Origin of the sequence: Paractinoplanes aksuensis (genome assembly GCF_024137025.1) — a bacterium.
Taxonomy (GTDB): Bacteria; Actinomycetota; Actinomycetes; order Mycobacteriales; family Micromonosporaceae; genus Actinoplanes; species Actinoplanes aksuensis.
In genome coordinates, this window is record NZ_JAMYJR010000002.1 from 1 (window position 1) to 23,296 (window position 23,296).

General features: G+C 71.4%; 27 protein-coding genes and 1 pseudogene. 12 read left to right on the forward strand and 16 right to left on the reverse strand.

Features of this window, described 5'->3' with window-relative positions; all coding sequences use genetic code 11:
- Positions 1–175 precede the first annotated feature (175 nt).
- The 4 genes from M1L60_RS01940 to M1L60_RS01955 form a co-directional block, all read right to left on the reverse strand.
- The gene (locus M1L60_RS01940) at positions 176–1,630 is read right to left on the reverse strand and encodes an FAD-binding protein (RefSeq protein ID WP_253235494.1); all 1,455 of its coding nucleotides are present in this window, start codon (positions 1,628–1,630) and stop codon (positions 176–178) included.
- Positions 1,631–1,742: 112 nt separating this feature from the next.
- Entirely contained in the window at positions 1,743–2,333 is a 591-nt protein-coding gene (locus M1L60_RS01945) for a hypothetical protein (RefSeq protein ID WP_253235495.1), read from the reverse strand.
- 450 nt (positions 2,334–2,783) lie between these two features.
- On the reverse strand, positions 2,784–3,629 hold the full coding sequence (locus M1L60_RS01950) for an ABC transporter permease (RefSeq protein ID WP_253235496.1): 846 nt from the start codon (positions 3,627–3,629) through the stop codon (positions 2,784–2,786).
- Entirely contained in the window at positions 3,626–4,594 is a 969-nt protein-coding gene (locus tag M1L60_RS01955) for an ATP-binding cassette domain-containing protein (protein ID WP_253235497.1), read from the reverse strand. The genes M1L60_RS01950 and M1L60_RS01955 overlap by 4 nt, the downstream gene beginning before the upstream one ends.
- A gap of 103 nt (positions 4,595–4,697) precedes the next feature.
- On the opposite strand from M1L60_RS01955, the gene M1L60_RS01960 reads away from it, so the two are divergent.
- Together M1L60_RS01960 and M1L60_RS01965 are read left to right on the forward strand one after the other, a co-directional pair.
- Entirely contained in the window at positions 4,698–5,483 is a 786-nt protein-coding gene (locus M1L60_RS01960) for a cyclase family protein (protein ID WP_253235498.1), read from the forward strand.
- 85 nt (positions 5,484–5,568) lie between these two features.
- On the forward strand, positions 5,569–5,823 hold the full coding sequence (locus tag M1L60_RS01965) for a hypothetical protein (RefSeq protein ID WP_253235499.1): 255 nt from the start codon (positions 5,569–5,571) through the stop codon (positions 5,821–5,823).
- Positions 5,824–5,840: 17 nt separating this feature from the next.
- On the opposite strand, the pseudogene M1L60_RS01970 reads toward M1L60_RS01965, so the two are convergent.
- Positions 5,841–6,521: pseudogene (locus tag M1L60_RS01970) on the reverse strand (alkaline phosphatase PhoX); the annotation flags it as partial.
- A 113-nt stretch (positions 6,522–6,634) separates the two neighbouring features.
- Positions 6,635–7,105 (reverse strand): septum formation initiator, encoded by a 471-nt coding sequence (locus M1L60_RS01975; RefSeq protein WP_253235500.1) that lies wholly within the window; start codon positions 7,103–7,105, stop codon positions 6,635–6,637.
- Positions 7,106–7,208: 103 nt separating this feature from the next.
- Here M1L60_RS01975 and M1L60_RS01980 point away from each other — a divergent pair, with 103 nt between their 5' ends.
- The 3 genes from M1L60_RS01980 to M1L60_RS01990 all read left to right on the forward strand — a co-directional run bounded on the left by M1L60_RS01980 (position 7,209) and on the right by M1L60_RS01990 (position 9,787).
- Positions 7,209–7,886, forward strand: a complete 678-nt coding sequence (locus M1L60_RS01980) for a response regulator transcription factor (RefSeq protein ID WP_253235501.1) — start codon at positions 7,209–7,211, stop codon at positions 7,884–7,886.
- A complete protein-coding gene (locus M1L60_RS01985) occupies positions 7,883–9,148 on the forward strand; it encodes a HAMP domain-containing sensor histidine kinase (RefSeq protein ID WP_253235502.1) in 1,266 nt (421 codons plus the stop codon). Before M1L60_RS01980 ends, M1L60_RS01985 begins: the two co-directional genes overlap by 4 nt.
- 87 nt (positions 9,149–9,235) lie before the next feature.
- Entirely contained in the window at positions 9,236–9,787 is a 552-nt protein-coding gene (locus tag M1L60_RS01990) for a PepSY domain-containing protein (RefSeq protein ID WP_253235503.1), read from the forward strand.
- A gap of 2 nt (positions 9,788–9,789) precedes the next feature.
- Here the strand turns inward: M1L60_RS01990 and M1L60_RS01995 are convergent, their stop codons facing one another.
- From M1L60_RS01995 to M1L60_RS02005, 3 genes are read right to left on the reverse strand one after another with little or no spacing between them, the layout of a single operon-like run.
- Positions 9,790–10,581: a WXG100 family type VII secretion target gene (locus tag M1L60_RS01995; RefSeq protein WP_253235504.1), complete on the reverse strand. Its 792-nt coding sequence runs from the start codon at positions 10,579–10,581 to the stop codon at positions 9,790–9,792.
- Positions 10,578–10,889: a hypothetical protein gene (locus M1L60_RS02000; protein ID WP_253235505.1), complete on the reverse strand. Its 312-nt coding sequence runs from the start codon at positions 10,887–10,889 to the stop codon at positions 10,578–10,580. The genes M1L60_RS01995 and M1L60_RS02000 overlap by 4 nt, the downstream gene beginning before the upstream one ends.
- Before the next feature lie 4 nt (positions 10,890–10,893).
- Positions 10,894–11,469 (reverse strand): hypothetical protein, encoded by a 576-nt coding sequence (locus M1L60_RS02005; protein ID WP_253235506.1) that lies wholly within the window; start codon positions 11,467–11,469, stop codon positions 10,894–10,896.
- 34 nt (positions 11,470–11,503) lie between these two features.
- Between M1L60_RS02005 and M1L60_RS02010 the strand changes: the two genes are divergently transcribed.
- The 4 genes from M1L60_RS02010 to M1L60_RS02025 are packed head-to-tail and all read left to right on the forward strand — an operon-like array spanning position 11,504 to position 14,968.
- Positions 11,504–11,893: a YbaB/EbfC family nucleoid-associated protein gene (locus tag M1L60_RS02010; RefSeq protein WP_253235507.1), complete on the forward strand. Its 390-nt coding sequence runs from the start codon at positions 11,504–11,506 to the stop codon at positions 11,891–11,893.
- Between the two features lie 20 nt (positions 11,894–11,913).
- Positions 11,914–12,936, forward strand: coding sequence for an alanine racemase (locus M1L60_RS02015; protein WP_438862064.1), 1,023 nt, complete (start codon positions 11,914–11,916; stop codon positions 12,934–12,936).
- Between the two features lie 37 nt (positions 12,937–12,973).
- Positions 12,974–13,696 carry a GNAT family N-acetyltransferase gene (locus M1L60_RS02020; protein WP_253235509.1) on the forward strand — a complete coding sequence of 241 codons (723 nt, stop codon included), beginning with the start codon at positions 12,974–12,976 and terminating at the stop codon, positions 13,694–13,696.
- Between the two features lie 9 nt (positions 13,697–13,705).
- Positions 13,706–14,968: an alpha/beta fold hydrolase gene (locus tag M1L60_RS02025; RefSeq protein ID WP_253235510.1), complete on the forward strand. Its 1,263-nt coding sequence runs from the start codon at positions 13,706–13,708 to the stop codon at positions 14,966–14,968.
- On the opposite strand, the gene M1L60_RS02030 is transcribed toward M1L60_RS02025, so the two are convergent.
- Positions 14,965–15,279 carry a winged helix-turn-helix domain-containing protein gene (locus tag M1L60_RS02030; protein ID WP_253235511.1) on the reverse strand — a complete coding sequence of 105 codons (315 nt, stop codon included), beginning with the start codon at positions 15,277–15,279 and terminating at the stop codon, positions 14,965–14,967. The genes M1L60_RS02025 and M1L60_RS02030 overlap by 4 nt on opposite strands.
- Complete coding sequence (locus M1L60_RS02035) at positions 15,276–15,755, reverse strand: hypothetical protein (protein WP_253235512.1); 480 nt, start codon at positions 15,753–15,755, stop codon at positions 15,276–15,278. The genes M1L60_RS02030 and M1L60_RS02035 overlap by 4 nt, the downstream gene beginning before the upstream one ends.
- Positions 15,756–15,883: 128 nt before the next feature.
- On the opposite strand from M1L60_RS02035, the gene M1L60_RS02040 reads away from it, so the two are divergent.
- Positions 15,884–16,975 (forward strand): aldo/keto reductase, encoded by a 1,092-nt coding sequence (locus M1L60_RS02040; RefSeq protein WP_253235513.1) that lies wholly within the window; start codon positions 15,884–15,886, stop codon positions 16,973–16,975.
- 27 nt (positions 16,976–17,002) lie between these two features.
- On the forward strand, positions 17,003–17,608 hold the full coding sequence (locus M1L60_RS02045) for a TetR/AcrR family transcriptional regulator (protein WP_253235514.1): 606 nt from the start codon (positions 17,003–17,005) through the stop codon (positions 17,606–17,608).
- Positions 17,609–17,630: 22 nt separating this feature from the next.
- On the opposite strand, the gene def is transcribed toward M1L60_RS02045, so the two are convergent.
- The 4 genes from def to M1L60_RS02065 form a co-directional block, all read right to left on the reverse strand.
- Complete coding sequence (def, locus tag M1L60_RS02050; RefSeq protein ID WP_253235515.1) at positions 17,631–18,164, reverse strand: peptide deformylase; 534 nt, start codon at positions 18,162–18,164, stop codon at positions 17,631–17,633.
- Positions 18,165–18,479: 315 nt separating this feature from the next.
- Positions 18,480–19,319, reverse strand: coding sequence for a DNA-3-methyladenine glycosylase family protein (locus M1L60_RS02055; protein ID WP_253235516.1), 840 nt, complete (start codon positions 19,317–19,319; stop codon positions 18,480–18,482).
- A complete protein-coding gene (locus tag M1L60_RS02060) occupies positions 19,316–20,056 on the reverse strand; it encodes a hypothetical protein (RefSeq protein WP_253235517.1) in 741 nt (246 codons plus the stop codon). The genes M1L60_RS02055 and M1L60_RS02060 overlap by 4 nt, the downstream gene beginning before the upstream one ends.
- A gap of 263 nt (positions 20,057–20,319) precedes the next feature.
- Entirely contained in the window at positions 20,320–20,502 is a 183-nt protein-coding gene (locus tag M1L60_RS02065; RefSeq protein ID WP_253235518.1) for a hypothetical protein, read from the reverse strand.
- A 664-nt stretch (positions 20,503–21,166) separates the two neighbouring features.
- Between M1L60_RS02065 and M1L60_RS02070 the strand changes: the two genes are divergently transcribed.
- A complete protein-coding gene (locus M1L60_RS02070) occupies positions 21,167–22,528 on the forward strand; it encodes a dihydrolipoyl dehydrogenase family protein (RefSeq protein WP_253235519.1) in 1,362 nt (453 codons plus the stop codon).
- On the opposite strand, the gene M1L60_RS02075 is transcribed toward M1L60_RS02070, so the two are convergent.
- Complete coding sequence (locus tag M1L60_RS02075) at positions 22,525–23,286, reverse strand: DUF3152 domain-containing protein (protein ID WP_253235520.1); 762 nt, start codon at positions 23,284–23,286, stop codon at positions 22,525–22,527. The genes M1L60_RS02070 and M1L60_RS02075 overlap by 4 nt on opposite strands.
- Between the last annotated feature and the right edge of the window lie 10 nt (positions 23,287–23,296).

Genomic DNA, 23,296 nt, shown 5'->3' on the forward strand with positions numbered 1-23,296 from the left:
GGCCGTGGGCCGTGGGCCGTGGGCCGTGGGCCGTGGGCCGTGGGCCGTGGGCCGTGGGCCGTGGGCCGTGGGCCGTGGGCCGTGAACGGTAACCCGCGAACGGTAACGCGCCAACGGCGACGGTGAGCGGTGAGCGGTGAGCGGTGAGCGTGGGCCGGGAGTTGCGAGCCGGGTGTCAGGCGGCCAGTTGGCCGGCGGCGTGGCGGGCTGCGGCGTAGCCGAAGGTCAGGCCCTGGCCGATCGTGGCGCCGGGGCCGGGGTAGACGCGGCCGAAGGCGTTGCCTGCTGCGTTGCCGGTGGCGTACAGGCCGTCGATGACGGTGCCGTCGGCGCGGAGGGCGCGGCCCAGGCCGTCGGCTCGGATGCCGCCGCAGGTGCCGAGGTCGCCGGGGACTACCTTCACCGCGTAGTACGGGGCCTTGTCGATCGGGCCCAGGCACGGGTTGGGCTTGATCGTCGGGTCGCCGTAGTAGCGGTCGTAGGCGCTGTCGCCGCGGTGGAAGTCGTCGTCGCGGGCGGCCGCGGCCTGGGTGTTGAAGCGGTCGACGGTGGCCGCGAGGTCGGTCAGGCCTAGCTGTTCGGCCAGGTCGGGCAGGGTGTCGGCCTTGGCTGCGATGCCCGCGTCGTACCAGGCGGCAGGTAGTGGCTGTCGGGGGAAGACGCTGCCGCCGAAGATGTAGCGGTTGCGGTAGCGCTGGTCGAAGACCATCCACACCGGAAGCTGTTGCTGGATGAGGATCTGGCCGGCGGTCATGTAGTTCACCGCCTCGTTCATGAAGCGGCGGCCCTGCTGGTTCACGATGATCTGGCCGGGCAGCGACCGCTCGGCCAGCAGCGGCGCGGGCATCGGGCCGGGTGCGGGCACGGCCGGGAACCACCACGCCTCGTTCATGAAAGCCAGGTCGGCTCCGGCCGCCTGGGCGATGGGCAGGATGTCGCCGGTGTTCTCCGGGTTGCCCAGGCACCACTCGGTGTCGAGCTGGTCGGACTGGTGTTCGTGGCGCAGGGCCTGATTGCGGTCGAAACCACCGGCCGAAAGGAGTACGCCGCGTGACGCTCGTACCGGTACTTCCTGGCCTTGCTTCGTGACCACGACACCGGTGACCCGGCCGTCCTCGACCAGGAGTTCCTTGATCGGAGACTCGAACCAGACCGGGATGCCGGCGGCCCGCACACCGGCGAAGAGGCCGGCGGCAAGGGCGCTGCCCCCGGCGGCGTACTCGCGGCGCACGGCCAATCCGCCCAGGCCGAGGCCCAGCGGCCGGGCGCCGGTGACGATGCCGCGCGGGTGGCGGGCGACCAAGTTCAACCATTTGTACGTACGACCGGAGACCGGCATCGGGAAAGGCGCGGCCAGCGCGGGTGGGCGCAGGCGGGCGCGGTCGGCGCCCAAACGGCGTACGTCGAAAGGTTTGGGCTCCATGGCGCGGCCGGTCGCCGAGCCGCCGGGCAGCTCGGGGAAGTAGTCGGCGTAGCCCTCCATCCACTGGAACCTCAGCGGAGTGCGCCGCCGCAGCACGTCGACGGCGGCCGGGCCGTGCTCGAGGTGCGTACGCCACCGCGACTCGGGCGTCTCCCCGGCGGTCACGTTCCGCAGGTATTCGCCGGCCCGCTCGGTGTTGTCGGCCACGCCCGCCTCGCGCAGCAGCGGGCTCTGTCCCGCGATAAGTGATCGATCACTGAGCCGGCGCGCTGACGGCCCGGCTCCGGACGGCCGCTCGCGTCTCCCGCGAACCTTGCCGTCAAGCCCAACGCCAACCAGGAAAGTCTCGTTGGAAGAGCTCGGAGCAGTCGTTCCAGCACTGACTCGAGGTAGCTACGGGTGCCAAGATCGTCGGTGTCGTCTCCGGTTCGGCAGATTCGCTGTAACCCCACGAGAACGAGGCCAAGAGCATGATCGGCTCGGCTCTGGATCGAATCGGAACGGTGGTGAGGAAGGTGTCGGCACGCCACTCGAGGTGGTCCGCGCCGTTGAGGTTGTTGGAAGGCGCGTCGTAGATAGCCGGCGGGTAGCCATGGGCGAAAAATGGTGATGCCGTCTCTGCCCAGACCTGCCCCAGATCGACCTCGCCGGCGACCATGATCGTCGCGTCGGGCCAGGTGCGTGTGGTGTGAACGACCTGGATCCAGCCCGCCGAAGTTCGGTATCCGGTTCCGTCGTAGGCCACTGTCGCCGACATGCTCGGATACCCTGCTGCTGCCTCGGGCCCGAACGGAAGACCGGGGAGAATGTCGAATCCAGCGTCGATCCCGTCCACGACCTGCGTAACCCGCACGTTGACAACGCCGCCGCGGTCGTGATGACGAAAAGGGATCCGCAACGCGCCAGTCACAGCGGGCATCGTAGCTGCCGACGGTGACGCGGTAGTCGTCCTCCAACGGCTAAAGGCGCCGGGCGATCTGCCGCGCGGCCGGCACGGTTCGAACGCGAAACCCACCGCTCAGGCCGGCCTGAGTGAGAGAAACGCCTGGCTTCGACCCCAGCGCGGAAGCCATCCCCCGAATCCGCACGGGTTTCCCCAGCTCAGCCAGGCACCCAGAGAAGCAATGACCCAGACGCCAGAGCAAGGTGGACCCCACGCGAGGCTGGGGACGAGGGTGTCCATGCCAGGCGTAGTTGCTTTTCAGCCAGGCATGGACACCCTCGTCCCCAGCCGTCCAAGCGCAAGAACAACGCGGTCTTCGGCCCCGAAAGCCCAGAGCCCCCGAGAACCCAGTGGCGCCCGATAGTCCAGAGCCCTCTAAGGCACGCGGACCGCAAGCCGACGGTGGGAACGGCGGCCTTATTTGCGGTTGTAGAGGCGCATGGTCAGGGTGCCGAAGACGGCGATCAGCACGGCACTGGCGACGAAGGTCCACATGATCTCGGCCATGTCCGGGGAGCCGGCCATGATGGAGCGGATCGCCGAGACCAGGTGGGTGACCGGGTTGATTTTGACGAAGGCCTGCAGCCAGCCCGGCATCGTGCCCGGGTCGACGAAGACGTTGCTGAGGAACGTCAGGGGGAACAGCACCAGCATGCTGGCGCCCATGACCGACTTCTCGGAGCGCAGGAACAGCCCGAACATGGTCCAGATCCAGGAGAACGCGAACGAGAAGACCACCAGCAGGGCCATGCCGCCGACCACGCCCAGGAAGCCGCCCTCGGGCCGGAAGCCCAGGATCAGGCCGACGACCATGATGGTGGTGGCGGCCAGGATGTAGCGCAGGACGTCGCCGAAGATCATGCCGACCAGGGCCGCGGGCCGCCACACGGGCAGGGTGCGGAAGCGGTCGAAGACGCCCTTCTCGATGTCGGTGTTGAGGCCGACGCCGGTGTACATCGTGATCATGACGACGCTGGTGACCATGATGCCGGGCAGGAAGAACTGCAGGTATTCGCCCGTCGAGCCGGCCAGCGCGCCGCCGAACAGGTACGTGAACATCAGCGTCATGATGATCGGGAACGCGGTTACGTCGAACAGCTGCTCGGGGACGTGCTTGATCTTCAGGATGGCCCGCCAGCCGAACGTCAGCGACGCGGCCCACGCGCTCGGGCGTTTCGGGCGGTCGGCCCGGGCCAGCACGGCCCCCAGCGTTTCGCTCGACGGCGCGTAAGCAGAGACGGTTTCCGCGGTGTCTGTACTCATGCCGGCACCCCCGGGCGGTCGGTCAGGGCCAGGAACACCTCGTCGAGCGAGGGCTGCCCGAGTGAGAAGTCGTCGACCACGATGCCGGCCTCGGCCAGCCGGGCCAGAGCCTGCGACGCCAGCTCGGCCGCCCCGCGCTCGGAGCCACCGGCCTCGGCCCGCGCGGTCAGCGCCACCGGGTCGGAGCCCTGCTGGACGGTCGTGCCCAGCACGGCGGCCAGCACCCGTTCAGCCGAGGGGCGCTGGGCCGCCTCGCGCAGTCGCACGTGGATGGTGCCGGCGCCGATCGACGACTTGAGCTCGCCCGGCGTGCCCTCGGCGATCACCTTGCCGTGGTCGATCACGGCGATGCGGCCGGCCAACTGGTCGGCCTCGTCGAGATATTGCGTGGTGAGCAGGACCGTCGTGCCCGCGGCGACGACGATGCGGACGATGTCCCACACCTGGTTGCGGCTGCGCGGGTCGAGACCCGTGGTCGGCTCGTCGAGGAACAGCAGGTCGGGCGTGTTGAGGATGCTCGCGGCGATGTCGATGCGCCGCCGCATGCCGCCCGAGTATTTCTTGACCTGGCGACCGGCCGCCTCGGTCAGGCCGAACGCGGCCAGCAACTGGGCCGCCCGGTCGCGCGCCTGCGGTTTGGAGTGGCCGAGCAGGCGGGCCAGCAGGATCAGATTCTCGGTGCCGGTGAGGTCTTCGTCGACCGACGCGTACTGCCCGGTCAGGCTGACCCGGCTGCGCACCGCGTCGGCCTCGCGCACCACGTCGCGGCCGAACACCTGGGCCGTGCCGCCGTCGGGGCGCAGCAGGGTGGCGAGCATGCGGACCACGGTGGTCTTGCCCGCGCCGTTGGGGCCGAGCAGCCCGTAGACCGTGCCGGGCGGGACCGTGAGGTCGACGCCGGCGACGGCGGTGTTGTCCCCGAATCTCTTGATCAGACCGGCGGTCTCGATGGCCGGTGCGGTCATGGCTTGTCCCTCCGTTGGGCGTGGCCACATCTTCGCGGGAGGGTATGACATTTTCCTGAGCCCGAGGGGCCCGAAAGGGTGAGAGCGGGGCTAGATTGCGACCATGTGCGTCGACAAAGTCACTCGTCGTTCACTGCTCCTCGGCGCGGCGGCCACGACCGCCGCGGTAGCTGTGCCCGATCCGGCGCAGGCCGGTGCCCGAAAGTCCGGCTTGCAAGACCTGACCCACCTGGTGACCCCGTCGTTCCCCGCGTTCGTGCCGGGGGAGGAGCCGTCGCGCCGCACGGTCACTTCCATTCCGGCCGACGGCTACTACATGCAGGAATGGACGATTCTCGAGCACTTCGGCACCCACGTCGACGCGCCGGCCCATTTCACGGCCGGTGGGCGTACGTCCGAGGAACTGTCTCTGGCCGAGCTCATCAGCCCGGCCGTGGTCATCGACATCGCCCGCCGGGCCGTCCGGGAGCCCGACACGACGGTCTCGGTGGCCGATCTGGTGGCCTACGAGCGCCGGTACGACCGGATCCCGCGCAACGCCGCCGTCCTGATGCACAGCGGCTGGGCCGCCAAGGCCCCCGACGCCGACGCCTACCGCGGCACCGATACGCAAGGCGGCCTGCACTTCCCGGGCTTCAGCGTCGAGGCCTGCGAGTGGCTGCTGACCAAGCGTCGCATCCGCTGCCTGGGCGTCGACACCCTGAGCATCGATCCCGGCGTCTCGACCGGCTTCGAGACCCACCTGGCGCTGACCGGCGCCGACCGCTACGGGGTCGAGAATCTGGCCCACCTCGACCGGCTCCCGGCCCACGGCGCGACCCTGACCGTGGGCCTGATTCCTTACCAGGACGGCTCGGGCGGACAGGCCCGAGTCTTCGGTAGTTGGTAGAAAAGTGAAGATCTCTCGAACCGAATGTCGTGTCTCCGACGTACAGTGCGGTCAGGAGCATGCGTGCTTCGACAAGGAGGTCGGGATGAGCACCGAGGACAAGCGCAGGGAGTTCGACGACATCGTCGCCCGCCTGACCACGGATTACCCCGCGCTGAGCCGCGCGCCCTGGCCCCGGTGGCCCCGTCCGGTGCTGATCACCGTGGCGGTCACCGCGGCCGTCGTGTGGGGCCTGCTGTCGGTGGCGATGGTCGCCTGGGGTCTGCGTGGTGTGGCGTTGACCGCAGCAGTCGTCACAACCGCCGCGGTCGCCGCCGTGATGGACGCAAGACGGAGTTAGCCAAAACCAGAGCGATTCTAACGGAACGGCCCCGTCACGCAGTACGTGATGCCCCCGGAGGACGCTCCGGAGGTGCCGCGCTGTGACGAGAAATAGAGCCGGTTGCCGGCCGGGGTGAACGCCGGGCCGGTGATCTCCGATGACCCCTGCCCGGTCACCCGCAGGAAGACCGAGATCTTGTCGTCCGGCGTGATCAGGCAGATGTCCATGCTGCCGCCGTCCTCGGCCACGTAGAGATCGCCCGACGCCGTACCGGTGACGTTGTCGACCCCGGTCAGGGGCGCACTGCCCGGGCTGACCAGGTTGTCGTCGTACGCCAGTTCGTAGGTGTTGCTGGTGAGGTTGACCTGCCAGACGCGGTTGTCGCCCTTGGTGGTGAACCACACCGTGTTCTCGGCGTAGTGGCAGCCCTCGCCGCCGTTGAACGACTTGGCCCCCGAGACCTGGTAGCGCGTCTGGGTCGGCGAGCCGTCCGGGTCGGGCACGTCGGCCCACGTGAACGAGCCCGAGGTGGCGCTGCCGGCCCGGAACACCTGGAGCGTGCCGGTCGACAGGTTCCCCCAGCCGGCCGGGATGTAGCGGTAGAACTTGCCGTCGGTCTCGTCCTCGGTGAGATAGACGACCTGGCGCACGGGATCGGCCGCGGCCGCCTCGTGCTTGAACCGGCCCATCGCGGGCCGCACGACGGCCGTACCGCCGTGGCGCGCAACAGGGTTCGACGGTCCATGAATCCTCCTCGAGGGTTGTCCCCGGGAAGACTGTCGGCCGACCGAGGCCACAGCGTTAACGCACGGCTACCGATTGACGACCGTCAATCGTCGTCATCCCCGTGCTGCTGCTCGCGCTGGGGCACCCCGCCGACGCAGTGGAACTTGAACTCCACCCGGCCGCCGGAACCTTCGAAGCGGACCTCGACGTCGTCGTCCGGGCCCCGGTCGTAATCGTGCACCTGATAGCCCGGGGCCGGAGCCCAACTGTCGAGATACGCCTGGTCGCCGGGCTCGCAGTGCACGGTGACGGTGTTGCCGGCGCTGGAGAAGACGCCCCGCGGAGGGCGCTTCGACGGCGTGGGCGACGGCGCTGAGGAAGCCGGGGCGGTTGTCGGGGTGGCCGCGGCCAGTGCGCGCGCGACCTCCTCCTCGGTGACGACTCCGCCCCGCGTGCCAGTGAGGCTGTCGCTCACCAGTTGGATGCCGCCCAGCCCGGCCGCTGTGGCCACGAGGGCGGCCGCCAGCCACCCGGCGGCGACGACGACGGGACGGGGCGGCTTCACGGACGGCATGATCCGAACTATGCCGTACGCACGCCTAAGACTGTCTCCCGCGCACGCTAAAGGAAGGTTAAGAGCGCAGGTGGGCGCGGTGGGGCCGACTACTCTCGGGCCAATGGCCCGGCTGCTGCTGATCGAGGATGACGCGACCATCCGTACGCCCCTGATGCGGGCGTTGAAGGAGCGCGGCCACGCCGTCGCCTCCGTCGCCACCGCCATGGAGGGCGTGCAGGCGGCCCTCACCGACCGGCCCGACCTGGTCGTCCTCGACCTCGGTCTGCCCGACCTCGACGGCCGCGAGGTGCTAAGAATGCTGCGTGCGGTCAGTCAGGTGCCGGTGATCGTGGCGACCGCGCGTGACGACGAGACCGAGATCGTCCGGGTGCTCGACGCCGGGGCCGACGACTACCTGGTCAAGCCATTCACGGCGGCCCAGCTCGAGTCGCGGATCCGGGCCGTGCTGCGGCGCGGCGCCACCCCGAACGCCGACCCGACCATCACCGTGGGTGATCTCGTCATCGATCCGGCCGGGCGGCAGGTGCGCCTCGACGGCACGACCATCGAGCTCACGCCGCGGGAGTTCGACCTGTTGCACCACCTGGCCACCCGGGCCGGTCAGGTGGTCACCAAGCGTGAGCTGATGACCGAGGTGTGGCAGATCCCCTACGGCGGCGCCGACAAGACGGTCGACGTGCATCTGTCGTGGCTGCGTCGCAAGCTGGGGGAGAGCGCCACCGAGCCGCGTTACCTGCACACCGTACGCGGCGTCGGCGTGCGCCTGGGCGCGCCGTGAGGAGCCGCCTGACCGTCCTCGTGCTGGCCACCACCAGCCTCATGATGATCGCCTTCCTGGTCCCTTTGGCCCTGCTCGTGCGACAAGTGGCCGAGGACCGCGCGACCGTGCGGGCCACGGCCGACATCCAGAGCATCGTCACGCAGGTCGGCACGGCCGACCCGGCCGATCTGCGGCTCACGGTCGACCAGCTGGTGGCCGCGACCGGCCGTCCGATCACCGTCTTCCTGCCGGGCGAGACCCTGGGCACTGCCTCCCCCCGTACGCCGGCCGTGCAGCTGGCCGCGCGGGGCCAGAGCCTCACGGTCGAGTCGGGCGGCGGGCGCGAGATCGTCGTCGGCGTGCAGGGCCGCCCGGACGGACCGGCCGTCATCCGTACTTTGGTCTCGCCCGCCGAGGCCGGGGACGGGGTCACCCGCTCCTGGATCGTGCTCTTCGGGCTGGGCGCGCTGCTGGTGGCGCTGGGCGTGTTCGTGGCCGACCGGCTCGCCCGGTCCATCATCCGCCCCATCACCGACCTTTCGGACGTGTCTCATCGGCTGGCCAACGCCGAACTCACCGCCCGCGCGTCCCCCGAGGGCCCCCAGGAAGTACGGGAGGTGGCCGGCGCCCTCAACCACCTGGCCGGCCGCATCCAGGAGCTGCTGCGGGCCGAACGGGAACAGGTCGCCGACCTCTCTCACCGGCTGCGCACCCCGCTGACCGCCCTGCGGCTGGAGGCCGAGGGTCTGCGGGACCAGGACGAAAGTGCCCGGCTGAGCGCGGCCGCCGATGCTTTGGAACGGGCCGTGAGCGGGCTGATCCAGCAGGCCCGGCGGCGCACCGACGGCGACGTCGAGCCGGCCCGGTGCGACGCGGCGGCGGTGGTGGCCGACCGGGCCGCGTTCTGGGCCGTGCTGGCCGAGGACACCGGCCGCGAGCTGACCGTCGACCTGGTGCCGGGCCCGCAACCGGTCGCGGTGTCGGCCGACGAGCTGGCCGCGGCCATCGACGCCCTGCTCGGCAACGTCTTCGCCCACACCCCGGACGAAACCCCTTTCTCGGTACGGCTGGCGTCCGCGCCCGAGGGGGTCGTGCTCACGATCGCCGACCGCGGGCCGGGGATGCCGGCCGGTCTGATCCGGCGCGGCGTCAGCGGGGGCGACTCGACCGGCCTCGGCCTCGACATCGCCCGCCGGGCCGCTCAGGCCTCGGGCGGGCAGTTCGAGATCATCGGCGGTGATGACGGCTCGGTCGTGAGAATGGTGCTCGGCCGTCCTTAACCCGGCCTTAGCGATCATGCAGCGCGCCGCTATCCAAGAACGCGCGAACCTCTTGGTGTCAGAGCGAAACAACCGGGAGGAACCACCATGAAGCGCTCGTACGCCATCGCCGCAGCCGTCGGAGCGGCCGCCGTCCTCGGCATCACCGGCACGGCCCTCGCGGCCGGCGGCGACGACAGCTCGACCCCGTCGCCGTTGGCCGCCACGCCGTCGCCGACCTTCAGCGACGACCCCACCCCGGCGCCGTTCGAGACCTCCGAGCCGGGGTCGGTCACGCCGAGCCCGCGGACCAGCAGCAGCTCGGCGTCGTCCGGGCTGGGCAGCGCGGCCGGCGGCGCGGTGACGTCGTTCTCGGCCGAGCAGGCCCGGGCCAAGGCGCTGGCCACGGTCGGCGGCGGCCGGGTGACCAAGGTCGAGCGGGACACCGAGCACGGCCGGGCCGTCTGGGAGGTCGAGGTCCACTACAAGGGCGTCGAGCACGACCTCGACATCGACCGCAAGACCGGCGCCGTGACCGACCACGACCGCGACCGCGACGACGACCGTGGCCGTGACGACGACGACCGTGACGACGACAACAGCGGCCGCCACGGCGGCGACGACCGCCACGACGACGACCGTCACGGCGACGACGACTGAGGTCAGAACACCTGCGGCAGCTTCCAGGTCGCGTCGGCCCCGGTGACCTTGTCGATGCCGGGGCCGAGCGTCGGCTCCACGATGGCCTTCTTGATCACCCAGTTGGTCGCGAGGAGCTGGTAGCCCTCCTTGGTCGCGTACCGGGCGCCGACCCAGTTCTTCGCGCCCACGCTGCGGATCTTGGTGAGCTTGTAGGCCTTGGCGAACTCGCTCATCTTTTTGAGGAAGGCGGCCACCTTGCGCAGCAGACCGGCCAGCTTCATGCCGACCGTGGCCGCACGCGTGCCCGCCACCGCGGCCTCGATGCCACCGGCCGCCGCGCCCGCCGCCAGCGACGCCCCGGCCGTGATGAAGGCCGAGGCCAGGGCCACGATGATGGTCACGATCAGCCACGCGATCAGCTCGCGGACGATCTGCTCGACCAGGTCCTGGGCCTGGGCGGCGGCCTCGGCCGAACCGTCGAGCAGCTCGGCGGTGACCCGGAAGTGCTCGGCGATCTCGCCGAAGGACTGGTTGACCTCGGTCAGCTCCTGATTGAAGGCGGCGGCCGCGTCACCCTCCCAGTAGGACAGCAGGTCGGTGCGTGCGGCCAGCTCGGCCTCGGCGTGCTGCTCGATCTGGGTCGCGGCGGCCCGCCAGGCCTCGGCCTTGGCCCGCAACTGGTCGGGGTCGCCGGTCACCGCGTCGAGCGGGTTGCTCAGGAACGCCACGATCGGCTTGATGACCGAGTAGGCCTCGCCGGCCGGGCCCAGCCACTGCTCGATGCGGTCGGCCCCGCTGGGCGCCCGGGTCACTTGCCCGCCCCGAGCCGGTCGGCCGCGGCCTGGTCGGTGAGCTCGTAGCCCTCGCGCAGCTCGCGGAACGCGTCGCTCAGGTCCGAGAACGCGTCGGCCCCGCAGGTCAGCGTGTCGAGGCCGTCGGTCGTGCGCTGCTCGTAGACCTCGGCGCAGTCGCGCGAGTCGGGGAGCAGGCCGAAACTGTCCTCGGTGACGTCGGCCTCGACCAGCAGACGGCGGGTGGTGTCGAAGGACGCGTTCAGCTCGTCCATCGCGGCGGCGTACCTGGACAGCGAGTCCAGATAGACCTGTACCGGTTGTCCCACGCTGCTAGCCCTCCCTAGGCGCCCCGATCGCCTCGACCACCGCCGGCGCCAGGCTCGGCGGGGCGCAGACCAGCATGCAGCCCGACCCGTCACGGAAGCCGGCCAGCAGCCGTCCGCGGCGCAGAGCCCCGGCCGGGGCCGCGACGGCACCCAGGATAGCCACCTTGTCCACCCCGTATCTCTCCCGTGCGACCTGGTCGGACGGACCGAACCACTTGCCCAGGCCGCTCTGCGCGCGGGGCACCACGTCGATCTCGACGATGAGCAGTCGCCGGTCGGTCACCGCCACCGCGGGGGCGGTCACGCCGCCGATGGCCGCGTGCAGCAGCTGCCCCTGCGTGCCGGGCGGGCCGATCACCGCGCGGCCCCAGACGGCCTGCTGCACCGCGTTGCCTCCGAACGTGCCCAGTCCCACTAGGATGGTCGGGTCCAGCAGGTCGATCAGTTCGTCGCGCGCCGAGACGTCCTCGGTCGTGCCGGGGTCCTGCACCAGCGGCGCGGCGGCCAGCAGCCGTTCGCCGCCGGGCAGCAGGCCGTCGAACGCGGGCGCGACCTTCGTGGTGTAGTCCTTCACCGCCATCGCACCAGGATGGCACGTCCACGGGAGGCCCTCGATGCCGCAGTTCCACGATTTCCACGACCTCGCGGCGTACGCCCAGGAACAGCTCGACCGGGTCGGCCGCATGCAGGCCGACATGGCCACGGCGGCCGGCGAGGGCGTCTCCCCGCAGCGCTACGCCCGGGCCCGCACGGGGCCGGGCGGCAACGTGCTCGAACTGCGCCTCGACCCGGACGCCCGCTCGCTGCCGCTCGACGACCTCACGGCCGAGATCGTGGCCGCGATCAGCGCCGCCCAGGCCGACTACGCGACGCAGACCGAGAACATCATGGCCCCGCTCCTCGAGTCCCGCCCGACCGGCGACACGATCGACGACGGCATCCGCCGCCTGGACGCCCTGACCGACGACCTCGACCGCCTGATGCGCCGCCCCGACCTGCGCTGAGTCCTGCGATCATGGTCCCCGTGGAGACCCCTTACGTGGCTGTCGACTTGGACGTGCTGGATCGCAACGTCCGGAGCATGGCAGCGAGCGCGACCGCCCGTGGACTGGCATTGCGGCCGCACGCCAAGACGCACAAGACGATCGAGATCGCGCGGCGGCAGCTCGAGCAGGGCGCGGCCGGGCTGACCGTGGCCACCGTGCGCGAGGCCGAGATCTTCGCGGACGGCGGGGCCGGGGATCTCTTCATCGCGTACCCGGTCTGGCCCTCGCCCGAGCGGGCCCGGCGGCTGCGCGCGCTGGCCGAGCGGGTCGCGCTGCGCCTCGGCGTCGACTCCGCCGAGAGCGCGGACGCCCTGGCCCGGGCCGTCGGGCCGCTCGACGTGCTGGTGGAGGTGGACAGCGGCCACCACCGCAGCGGCGTGCAGCCGCACGAGGCCAAAGGGCTGGCCGAGGCGGCCGCGCGGGCCGGGCATCGGGTGCTCGGCATCTTCACGTTCCCGGGACATGGGTACGGGCCCGGGTCCCAGCCGCAGGCGGCGCTCGACGAGGCTCGCGCGCTGGCCGGGGCAGATCCGGGCGCCGGCGTACGCAGTGGTGGCTCCACGCCGACGGCCGGGCTGGCCGGGGCCGGGCCGCTCACGGAGATCCGGCCCGGGGTGTACGTGTTCAACGACGCCCAGCAGGTCGAGTTGGGCACCTGCGACTTCGACGCGGTCGCCCTGACCGTGGCGGCGACGGTGGTCAGCCGTACGGGAAACCGGGCCATCGTCGATGCCGGCAGCAAGATCCTGGGCGCCGACCGGCTGGCCTGGGCCACGGGGTTCGGCCGGCTGCCGGACTTCCCGGAGGCGCGGGTGGCCGCCCTGTCCGAGCACCACGCCACGATCGAGTTCCCGGACGCCGTGCCCGCCCGCGGCGACCTGTTGCGGGTGGCCCCGAACCACGTCTGCGCGACCGTCAACCTGGTCGATGAGCTGGTCGTCGTCTCCGGCGGCGGCCAGGTCGACCAGTGGCGCGTGGCCGCCCGCGGGGCCAACACCTGAGTGCGTCGCCGTTCCCGGGCCGCAGTAATTTGAATCTGTGACCACGCCGTACCGCTCCGAGATTCGCCTCCCGCTCGACGACCCCGCTGCGCAGCGGGACGTCATTGCTCTGGGTTACCGCCGCGAGGGCATAGCCCGGGGCGCGGGGCCCGAGCGGCAGGACATGTCGGTGTGGGCCCGGCTGGCCGACGACCCCGAGGGGCCGGCGCCGCGGGTGCTGCCCGACCTGCCCGGTGGCGAGCTCACCGACGGGGTGGTCCGGGTCCGGCCGCTGCGGCCCGAGGACCTGGAGGGCTGGTACCAGCTGCGCAGCCTGCCCGAGGTGGTGGCGACCTCGGTGCCACCGGAGGCACCGCCCCGGGCCGAGGTGGAACGCCTCTTCGCGTACGCCGAGGGTCGTTGGCTGGCCGGCGAGGCCGCCGCCATGAGCATCGTCGACGCGCGCAGCGGCTCGTTCGCGGGCCAGATCGCGCTCTACTACTTCCAGCCGCACCACCGGGAGGGGATGCTCGGTTACGGGGTGTTGCCGGCGTTCCGGGGGCGGGGTTACGCACGGCGAGCCGTCGAACTGGTCACCCGGTGGGCGTTCAACGAGGTGCGGCTACGGCGCGTGGTCGCGGGCACGGCGGCCGACAACATCGGGTCGCAGAAGACGCTGCAGCGGGCCGGATTCGAGGTGGAGGCCCGCCAGATCGGTATGTTGCCTGCTCCCGGCGGCGGCCGGATCGACAGCGTGCTTTATGTCAGACGCCGCCTCTAGGGTGAAGTCATGATTGCTCACCCGGGGTTGCGTTTCACCGACCACACCGTGACCGTTCCGCTCGACCACCGTGATCCGGGCGGCGAGACGATCGAGGTCTTCGCCCGCGAGGTCGTGGCGGCCGACAAACCGGCCGACGGGCTGCCGTGGCTGGTGTTCCTGCAGGGCGGTCCGGGTGGCAAGTCGCCGCGGCCGCTGCGGGCCGAGGGCTGGCTGGCCCGAGCCGTGCGCAGCCACCGGGTGCTGCTGCTCGATCAGCGTGGCACCGGGCGCAGCACGCCGCTCACGGCCGGCTCGGTGGGCGACCGGTCGGCGAAGGAGCTGGCCGACTATCTGCGGCTGTTCCGGGCCGACAGCATCGTGGCCGACGCCGAGATCCTGCGGGCGCGGGTGGCCGGGGGCGAGCGGTGGGACACGCTGGGCCAGAGTTACGGCGGCTTCGTGACGATGACCTATCTGTCCCAGGCGCCTTCGGCCTTGCGTACGTGTTACGTCACCGGCGGGCTGCCGGGGCTCACGGCCACGGCCGACGAGGTCTACGCGCACACCTATCCGCGAGTGGCCGCCAAGAACGCCGAGTACTACCGCGACTTCCCCGAGGACGTGGCCGCCGTCCGCCGCATCGCCGACCACCTGGCGGCCGAGGACGTGCGCCTGCCCGACGGCGACCGGCTGACCGCCGAGCGCTTCCGTTTGATCGGCAACGGCTTCGGCATGAGCTACGGCTACGCCCAGCTGCACTGGCTGCTCGACGAGGCCTGGCACGGCGACCGGCTCTCGGCGACCTTCCTGCACGAGGTCATGGCGCTCACCGGGTTCGTCGACAAGCCGCTGTTCGCCCTGCAGGAGTATTGCTACGGCGGGGTCGGCGGCGCGCCGACGCGCTGGGCCGCGGCCAAGGCGCTGGCCGAGCGGCCCGAGTTCGCCGCCGACGCCGATCCGCTGCTGTTCACCGGCGAGATGATGTACCCCTGGATGTTCGAGCAGATCGCCGCCCTGCGCCCGTTCGCCGGCGCCGCCGACCTGCTGGCCGAGGCCGGCGACTGGCCGCCGCTCTACGACCTCGACCGCCTCGCGGCCAACGAGGTGCCGGTGGTGGCCGCGGTCTACGCCGACGACATGTACGTCGACATGAAGCTCTCGCTCGAGACGGCGTCCCGGGTCGGCCACGTCCGCACCTGGATCACCAACGAGTACGAGCACGACGGCCTGCGCACCGGCGGCGAGGCGGTGCTGGGCCGCCTCATGGACATGGCGGCCGGTCTGGCCTAATCGGGCAGCACGGCCATCCCGGCCCGGGCCACGATCTCTTGTAGCGCGGCCACGTGGCCGGCGAAGGCATGCTGGCCGCGGGCGCTGAGCCGCACCGACGTCCGCGGGCGTTTGCCGATGAACGCCTTGCGGATGTCGACGTAGCCGGCCTCCTCGAGCGTGGTCAGCTGTTTGGAGAGGGCCGAGTCGGTGAGCCCGACCTGGTCGCGCAGGTATTTGAACTCGGCCCACTCCGAGGCGGTCAGCAGGCTCACGATCGACAGCCGGGTCGGCGCGTGGATCAGCTCGTCGAAGCGGGGCTCGACCGTCACCGGACGCTGCCCAGCGGACGCGAGAGCATGAGCCGCCGCAGGTGGGCCATGAGCGCGGGCCCGCCGAGGGCCAGCCCGGCCGCGACCGGCACACAGGCGATCGTCGCCGGGGCGGGCGCCCCCGCCGCATCGAGGGCGAGACCGAGCCCGATGCCCACCCCGACCAGCACGAGTGTGAAGCCGGCGATGGCCAGGCCGCCGCGAACCCCGATCAGTTCGGTGCGCACCTGCACCCGGGAGCGGCGCACCATCGCGATGATCAGCGCGCCCAGGCCCAGCACGTAGGCGACCGTTCCGGTGGCGACCACGGCCGGGCGGCCACTCTCGACAGCGGCGACGAACAGCAGCATCAGACCGCCGATCGAGGGCCAGAACCAGCCCGGCACCAGGTTGGCCCCGACGACCTGGTCCCGGCGGGCCTGCACCTCGGCCAGCGCCAGCTCGGCATCGACGGCCGGTATGCGTGGTGTGTCCATCACTTCCCCCTCAGGCATCTACTTGCCAGCCAGGAAAGTATCACCTGCACTTTCCTTCTAGGCAAGTAGTTTCCTCGCGGTAGATTCTGGACTGGCTGGTCCATTTTTGCGGCGGCACAGTTGCCGGCATGAACCACTACTACCTACTGGGCCGGTCCGGCCTGCGGGTCAGCCGCCTCGCCCTCGGCACCATGAACTTCGGCACCGGCGGCTGGCACGCGGCGTACGGAAAGACCGAGGACGAGTCCGAGCCGATCTTCCGCCGCTACGTCGAGGCGGGCGGGAACCTCATCGACACCGCCGACTTCTACACGGCGGGTGAGAGCGAGCGCATCCTCGGCCGGCTGATGGCCCGGGCCGGGAACCGGGAACGGCTCGTGCTGACCAGCAAGTACACCAACAGCGTGGACCCGAGCGACCCCAACGCCGGTGGCAACGGGCGCAAGCACATGATCCGGGCCGTCGAGGACTCGCTGACCCGGCTCGGCACCGACTACCTCGACCTCTACCTGCTGCACACCTGGGACCGCATCACCCCGGTCGAGGAGGTGGTGCGGACCTTCGACGACCTCGTGCGCTCCGGCAAGATCCGCTACGCCGGGCTGTCGGACGTGCCGGCCTGGTACGCCGCCCGCGCCCAGAGCTACGCCGAGGCGCACGCTCTGACCCCGATGGTCACCCTCCAATTGCCGTACGCCCTGACGATGCGGGACATCGAGCACGAGTACGCACCCATGGCGCAGGCGCTGGGCCTCGGTCTGACCGCGTGGAGCCCGCTCGGCGGCGGCATCCTCACCGGCAAGTACCGGCGCACCGACCACGGCGTGACCGGGGACGGGCGCCTCGGCGACCCCGGCGCCGCCGGTCCGGCGATCACCGACGACACGTGGCGGATCATCGGCGCGCTGCAGGAGGTCGCCGAGGGGCTCGGGCGGCCCATGGCCCAGGTCGCCTTGAACTGGGTGGTCACTCAGCCCGGGGTAGCGTCGGCGGTGGCCGGGGCCAGCAGCGAGAAGCAACTGGCGGGGAATCTGGCCGCGCTCGACTTCGAGATCCCGGCCGACGCCCGGCGCCGGCTCGACGAGGCCAGCGCGCCCCGGACACCCCAGCTGTACTCGATGTTCACCCCCGGCTACCAGTCGATGGTGGTCAACCCGGGCCTGACCGTCGGCGACAAGCCGGCCGGCTACGCCCCGCCGATCCTCAACGGCGCGGGCTGACGGGACGACAGTGACGAAGGAGCGGCCATGGCAGCCAGGACGTTGACCCCCAAGGGGGAGCAGACCCGGCAGCGGATCATCCTCGGGGCGTCGGCCGAGATCCTCGAGAGCGGCGTCGAAGAGGTGCGGCTCGAGGACATCATGGCCCGCACGGCGACCAGCAAAGGGCAGCTGTTCCACTACTTCCCGGGCGGGCGGGAGGAACTGGTGCTCGCGGTCACCCGGCACGAGACCGCGCAGGCGTTGCGGGAACAGACCGAGGCCCTGCTCGGATTCGAGTCATGGGCCGACTGGCAGCGGTGGCGCGACGCCATGGTCGTCTGGTACCAGGGCCGTGGTCTGCGGTGCCCGCTGCTCGGGTTGCTCAGCGCCGACGCCGGCCGCCGGATGCCCGAGGCGCAGGCCGTCATGGTCGAGTTCATGGCGAACTGGCAGGCGGTGCTGGCCGAGGGCCTGCGCCGCCTGCGGGCTGCCGGCTGCCTGGCCGCGGACGTCGACGTGCCGCGGGCCGCGGCCGCGCTGCTGGCCGGCATCCAGGGCGGCATCCTCCTGATGATCACGACCGGCCGCATCGACCACCTGACGGCCGCCCTCGACCAGTCGGCCACCGCCCGGCGGACGAGCACGAGCTGACCTCGGCCCGCTGCGTTCGGGGTCAGTGGGGGCTGAGCTGGATCCGGGTGTCGGCCCAGGCGGCCTCACGCAGGGTGGCCAGGATGCGTTCCTGGCCCTCCGGGTCCTGGCGGTCGATGAACAGGACGCCGTCGAGGTGGTCGGTCTCGTGCTGGATGCAGCGGGCCAGCAGGCCGGCCCCGACGATCTGCACCGGGTCGCCGTGCTTGGTGAGGCCGCGGGCGACGACGTTCATGCGGCGCTTGGTGTCGAGGTAGATGCCCGGGATCGACAGGCAGCCCTCGGGGCCGTTCTGCTCGTCGTCGTCGGGGAACTCGAGGCCCGGGTTGATCAGGTGGTCGAGCCGTATCTCGTTGCCCGGCAGGTCGGGGTTGATGGCGAAGACCCGCAGGCCGACGCCGATCTGCGGGGCGGCCAGCCCGGCCCCGCGCGAGCCGGCCAGGGTTTCGTTGAGGTCGTCGACGAGCTGGTGCAGCTCGGCGTCGAAGACGGTGACCGGCTCGGCGATCTGACGCAGCACCGGGTCGCCGACCTTGCGGATGGATAGAACGGTCATCTGGTACCTCCGCTTAACGACGGTAGCGAAGTCAGCCGTTGAGCCGGTTCTCGGCCCGGCGTGTTCACCCTGTGAGATCCGCCGCCACGACCGGGCCGATTGCCGATGAACTTGCCCGTCCCCGGGCCGTTGACCCGATCGAAAGCAGGTGCACTTCATGAACCCTCACGGGTGGACGGCCCGCGGCGCCCGGCGCCCGGTCCTCGGCGCCCGCTGTCCCACCTCCTTGCGCCGACGCCACTCGACCCGGCTGACGGACCGCCGCTCGCCCCGCTGCGGCGACGCCGCCCGCCGCCTGTTCCTCCGGATCCCGAGCTAGCCGCGGGCGGCGGCGATCGCGCGCAGGTGAAGCACAGCCCACGTCCGGTAGGGGCGCCACGCGGCGGACACGTGCTCGGTGATGGCCTGTGGCCCGTACTGGAAAGCGACTTCGGCCTCGAAGCGGGACTCGTGGCGGGGCACGCCGTCCGGGTGGTTGGCCCCGCGCAGCACGACAAGCTCGGCCGCGAACGGGCCGAGCCCCTTCACCCGCTGCACCCGTGCGATCGCCTCCTCGGCGGGAAGCTGACGCAACCCTGCGAACGTGCCGTCGAGCGCGGCCTCGGCCACCGCGTGCAGGTACTCGACCTTGCGGCCCGGCAGGTCGGCGTCGAACGTGCGCAACCACTCCGGCGCCGGGAAAGCGCCATCGTCGCCGACCAGCTCGTCGCGCAGCCGTGCGGCCTGGGCGATGCGGAGACGCTGCGACAACACGGCCCACGCGGCCGCCTCGTACGGTGAATGGAATCCGCACGGCCGCAACCCGGGCAACTCGGCCTGCGCGGCGGCTATCACCGGATCCCGCTCACCGACCGCGGGCCACCCACGCCCGTCGACATCGAGCGCGAGAAAACGGGCCGTCTGCTCGGCCGCCGCGTCCAGATCGCCGTCGCCGCTGACCGTGATGCGGGCCGCCGTCCCGTCCTGCCGGATCGTCGCGGTGGCGGCCGACCAGTCCCGCTCGACGCGGAACACGGTGCGCAGCACGTCGTCCTGGCGCTGCCCCCGCAGGGCGGCCGGCGCGAAGCCCTCCCAGAACGTCCGGCTGGTGGCCAGCGACCACGGCCCGGCCACCTCGCGTACGACGGTGTGCTCGCCCACGATCCCCCCGCTCACAGCCCTATTGCCGCGGCCGCCCGCTCGTACCGGCGCGCTTCGTCCCACACATCGGGCAGGTCGTCCCGCTCGTTGGTGGTGGCCATCCGGAACATTAGCGCCCGGGCCACGGCCGGCACGCTCACTCCGACCAGCTCGAGCAGCGACGCATCGGCCCCGTGCCAGCACACCGCGTCCGCGACGACGACCCCTTCGGCGTACGCGACCGGCCGCCAGTACGGCGAGATGTCGATGATCGCCGGCGGCAGGACCGGCGCGAGGAGCACGTTCTGCGTCAGATCAGCGTGCACGAGCTGCGATGCGCCCAGCGGCTCGAGCCCCTCGGCCAGACGATCGGCGACACCCGCGAACTCCGCCCGGAAGACCACGTCCCGCTCACCCCAGGCCACCCGATCACCGCGAGCCCACCAGTCCTGCCGCTCATCAACGAACGCCGGCCGCGCGATACCCGCCACCGCCCGATGAAACGCCCGCCCCGCCTCGACCACGTCCCGCCACGCGCCGTCCGGCGAACAGCCCGCCACCCACCGCGTGGCCGACCACCCGTGACTCTCGAAAGAGCCTTCCCGCGTACGGCACGGAGCCGCCAGCCGAAAGCCGTCCTCGCGGATCCGGTCGAGCCCCTCGACGACGGCCGGCACCTCAGGCTTGAACACGAGCCCGCCCACCAGCCAGGAGGTCCCCTGCCCACCGTCCAGCGCCCGCCCCACCCCCTCGACCCCGAAGTCACGAAGCACAGCAGCAGGCGGCCCACCAGACATGCCGACAGAAGCTAGTCCCCAGCCCCACCCCAGTCGACCGATAATCCAGCCGCTCAGGCGCAGGCGCGGACGACAATCCTCGCCATCGCCCGGACGCCGGCCCCCTCGTCGGTTGGCCAGGTGCCATCGCCTGGACGTCGGCAGCTTCGTCGGTGGGCCAGGCGCCATCGCCTGGACGCTGGCAGCTTCGTTGGGTGGCCAGGCGCCATCGCCCGGACGCCGGCTCCTCGTCCGGGCGGTCAGGCTCCGTCGAAGAGTGCTGCGACCTGTGAAGGGTTCATGGCGGTGGCGGGGCGGTCCTGGACGGTGCGCGTGTCGACCGTCTCGTCGAGGTCCGTGGGAAGTACGCGTTCCGGGAGGCGGCCGAAGCGCGTCCGCCGGGCGGCCCGCTCTTGATCGTCCGACTTCTCGTCGTTGTCCATCACTCCATTGAAATGCGCGCACGCTCGGCACCGCCTCTGTTCGTTCGATCAGGGCTTGGTGAGCGGGGTTGATCGAGTGCGCATGCTCGTCACCGCTGTTTATCGTTTGCCAGAGGCTTGAAGAGCGGGTGCGCATCGAGCGCGAATGACCATAACCACGGTCGGTCGTTCGCGCAGAGGTCACTGCGAGGGTGTGCGTCCTGCACGCATGTCGTCGCTCGCGTTGGTCGTTTGTGCAGGGGTCGCTGTTGGGGGTTCGCGTCGAGCGCGCATGTCGTGGCTGGCGTTGGTCGTTTGTGCAGGAGTCGCTACGCGGGTGTGGGTCCAGCGCGCATTTCGTCGCTGCCGTTGGTCGTTCGTGCAGAGGCTGCTGAGCGGGTGCGCGTAAAGCGCGCATGTTGTGAATGCTATTGCTCGTTCTGGCGAGGAATCTGAGTGGGTGTGCATCAAACGTGCACTTCGCCACCGCCGTTGTTTGTTGGCGCGCTGCTGTGAGCCGGTGCGTCGAGTCTGCACGTTCGACGCCGCTGTCGTTCGTCCGGAGCGGCGGCGGGTGTCGAGGGCCTGGTCAGCGGGGGTGTGGTGGGAGCGGGGTGACTGGTGTGAGGGACCAGGGTGGGTGACCGGGTGTCACGGCGGGGGCGAGGGGTCGATCATTGGGGGCATGCAGAGTTTTGACGTGGTGGTGGTCGGGGCCGGACCCGGTGGTGAGGTCGCGGCGGGCAAGCTGGCCGAAGCCGGCCTGAGCGTGGCGATCGTGGAGGGCGACAAGGTCGGCGGGGAGTGCTCGTTCTACGCCTGCATCCCGTCCAAGGCCCTCCTGCGGCCGGGCGAACTGCTCGAAGAGGTACGGCACGTGCCAGGCGCGGCCGAGGCCGTCTCGGGCGGGCTGGATGTCGCGGCCGTGCTCCGGCGGCGGGACGAGCTGATCGGGAATCTGGACGACGCGGGCCAGGTGCCCTGGCTGACCGACCGCGGGGTCACGCTGGTGCGCGGGTGGGGCCGGCTGGTGGGGGAGCGCCAAGTCGCCGTGGGCGACGAGGTGCTCGAGGCTCGGCGCGCGGTCATCCTGGCCGGGGGCACCCGGGCCGCGCTGCCCGACATCGAGGGGATCGAGGCCGTCGCGCCCTGGACGAACCGGGAGGCGACCACGGCCCAGCAGGTCCCGGGCTCGCTGATCATCGTGGGGGCGGGGGTCGTCGGGTCGGAGATGGCGCAGGCCTACGTGTCCCTGGGGGCGCGGGTCACGCTGGTGGCGGGCCGGCGGGTGCTGCCCAAGGAGGAGGACTTCGCGGGCGAGCAGGTCGCGGCCCGCCTGACCGAGCAGGGCGTGGACGTGCGGCTCGGGCACCGGCCGACCTCGGCCCGGCGGGACGCGGACGGGGTGACGGTGACCCTGGGCGACGGCAGCACCGTGACCGCGGACGAACTTCTGGTGGCTACCGGTCGTACGCCGCAAGCAGTTGACCTGGGTCTCGAGGCGGTCGGTGGGAAGCCGGACGGCTACGTCGAGGTCGACGACCACATGCGGGTGCCGGGGCAGGACTGGCTGTACGTGATCGGCGACCTGAACGGGCGGGCCCTGTTCACGCACATGGCGAAGTATCAGGCGGCGATCGCGGCCGGCGAGATCCTGGGCAAGCCGATGGTGGCCGACCACCTGGCCGACGGCCCGAACTCGCCCCGCGTCATCTTCACCTCGCCGCAGGTCGCCGCCGTCGGGCACACCACCGCGTCGGCCGAGCAGGCCGGGCTGCGGGTGCGCGTGGTCGAGGTGGGCACCGAGGCCAACGCGGGCGGGTCCTATTCGGGCGGCGGGGTCGGCACGGCCCGGTTCCTGGTCGACGAGCAGCGCGACACGCTGGTCGGCGTCACCATCACCGGCACCGCGGTGGCCGAGTTCCTGCAGGCGGCCACCATCGCCATCGTCGGCGAGGTGCCGCTGACCCGGCTGCGGCACGCCATCCCGTCGTTCCCGACGCGCAGCGAGCTGTGGCTCTACTTCTTCAACGAGCTCGGCATCTAACCGGTCGGCGGCTCGTCGGCGTACTGCCCGGACGGTCCCTGATAGAGGGTGCCGTCCGGGTAGGGCCACGGATTGATGGTGCAGCCGTGCATGCCGAGGGTCTGCTGCTGCATGACGGGGGCGGGCTCTCCTTCGGCCGGGCAGCGCTCGTGGCCGTGGCCCAGCCGGTGGCCGACCTCGTGGTTGACCATGTACTGGCGATAGGTGGCCAGTTTGCCCTTGTAGAACGGCACGCCTTTCGCCCAGCGGGCCACGTTGAGCACCACCTTGGCGCCGTTGCGGCACGACGTGTACCCCTCGGGGATATCGGCGCACAGTTTGTCGCGGGTTCTCGGCGTGGCCAGATACAACGTCATGTCGTACTCCTGGCCCGGGCCCACGCGGCGGAACCGCCAGTTGTGACCGCGGATCCAGCCGCGCGGATCGGCCAAAGTGGCCTCGGCCGCGGCGGCGAAAGTCACGGCCGGGACCCCGGTGATGTCCTGCTCGACGGCCACGCGGTAGCGCAGCAGTCGCCCGCCCCGGCCGGCCGTCGCCGTGCCGGCCGGGGCGAACCGCCACCGGCCGCCGCCCTGCTCGGGGTAGGCGATCGGCTTCGGCCGGGGCGCGGACCGGGAGGGCGCGACGGTGCGCGCCGGGCCGGACGCCGCCGGCGCCTGCTCCGGTGCGACCGGTGGCGGTTCGGCCGCGGCCGAGTCGCAGGCGGCGAGGGTGCCCGTCACGAGCACCGCCACGGCCCAGCGGTGAATGCGCATCATCAAGTCCTCC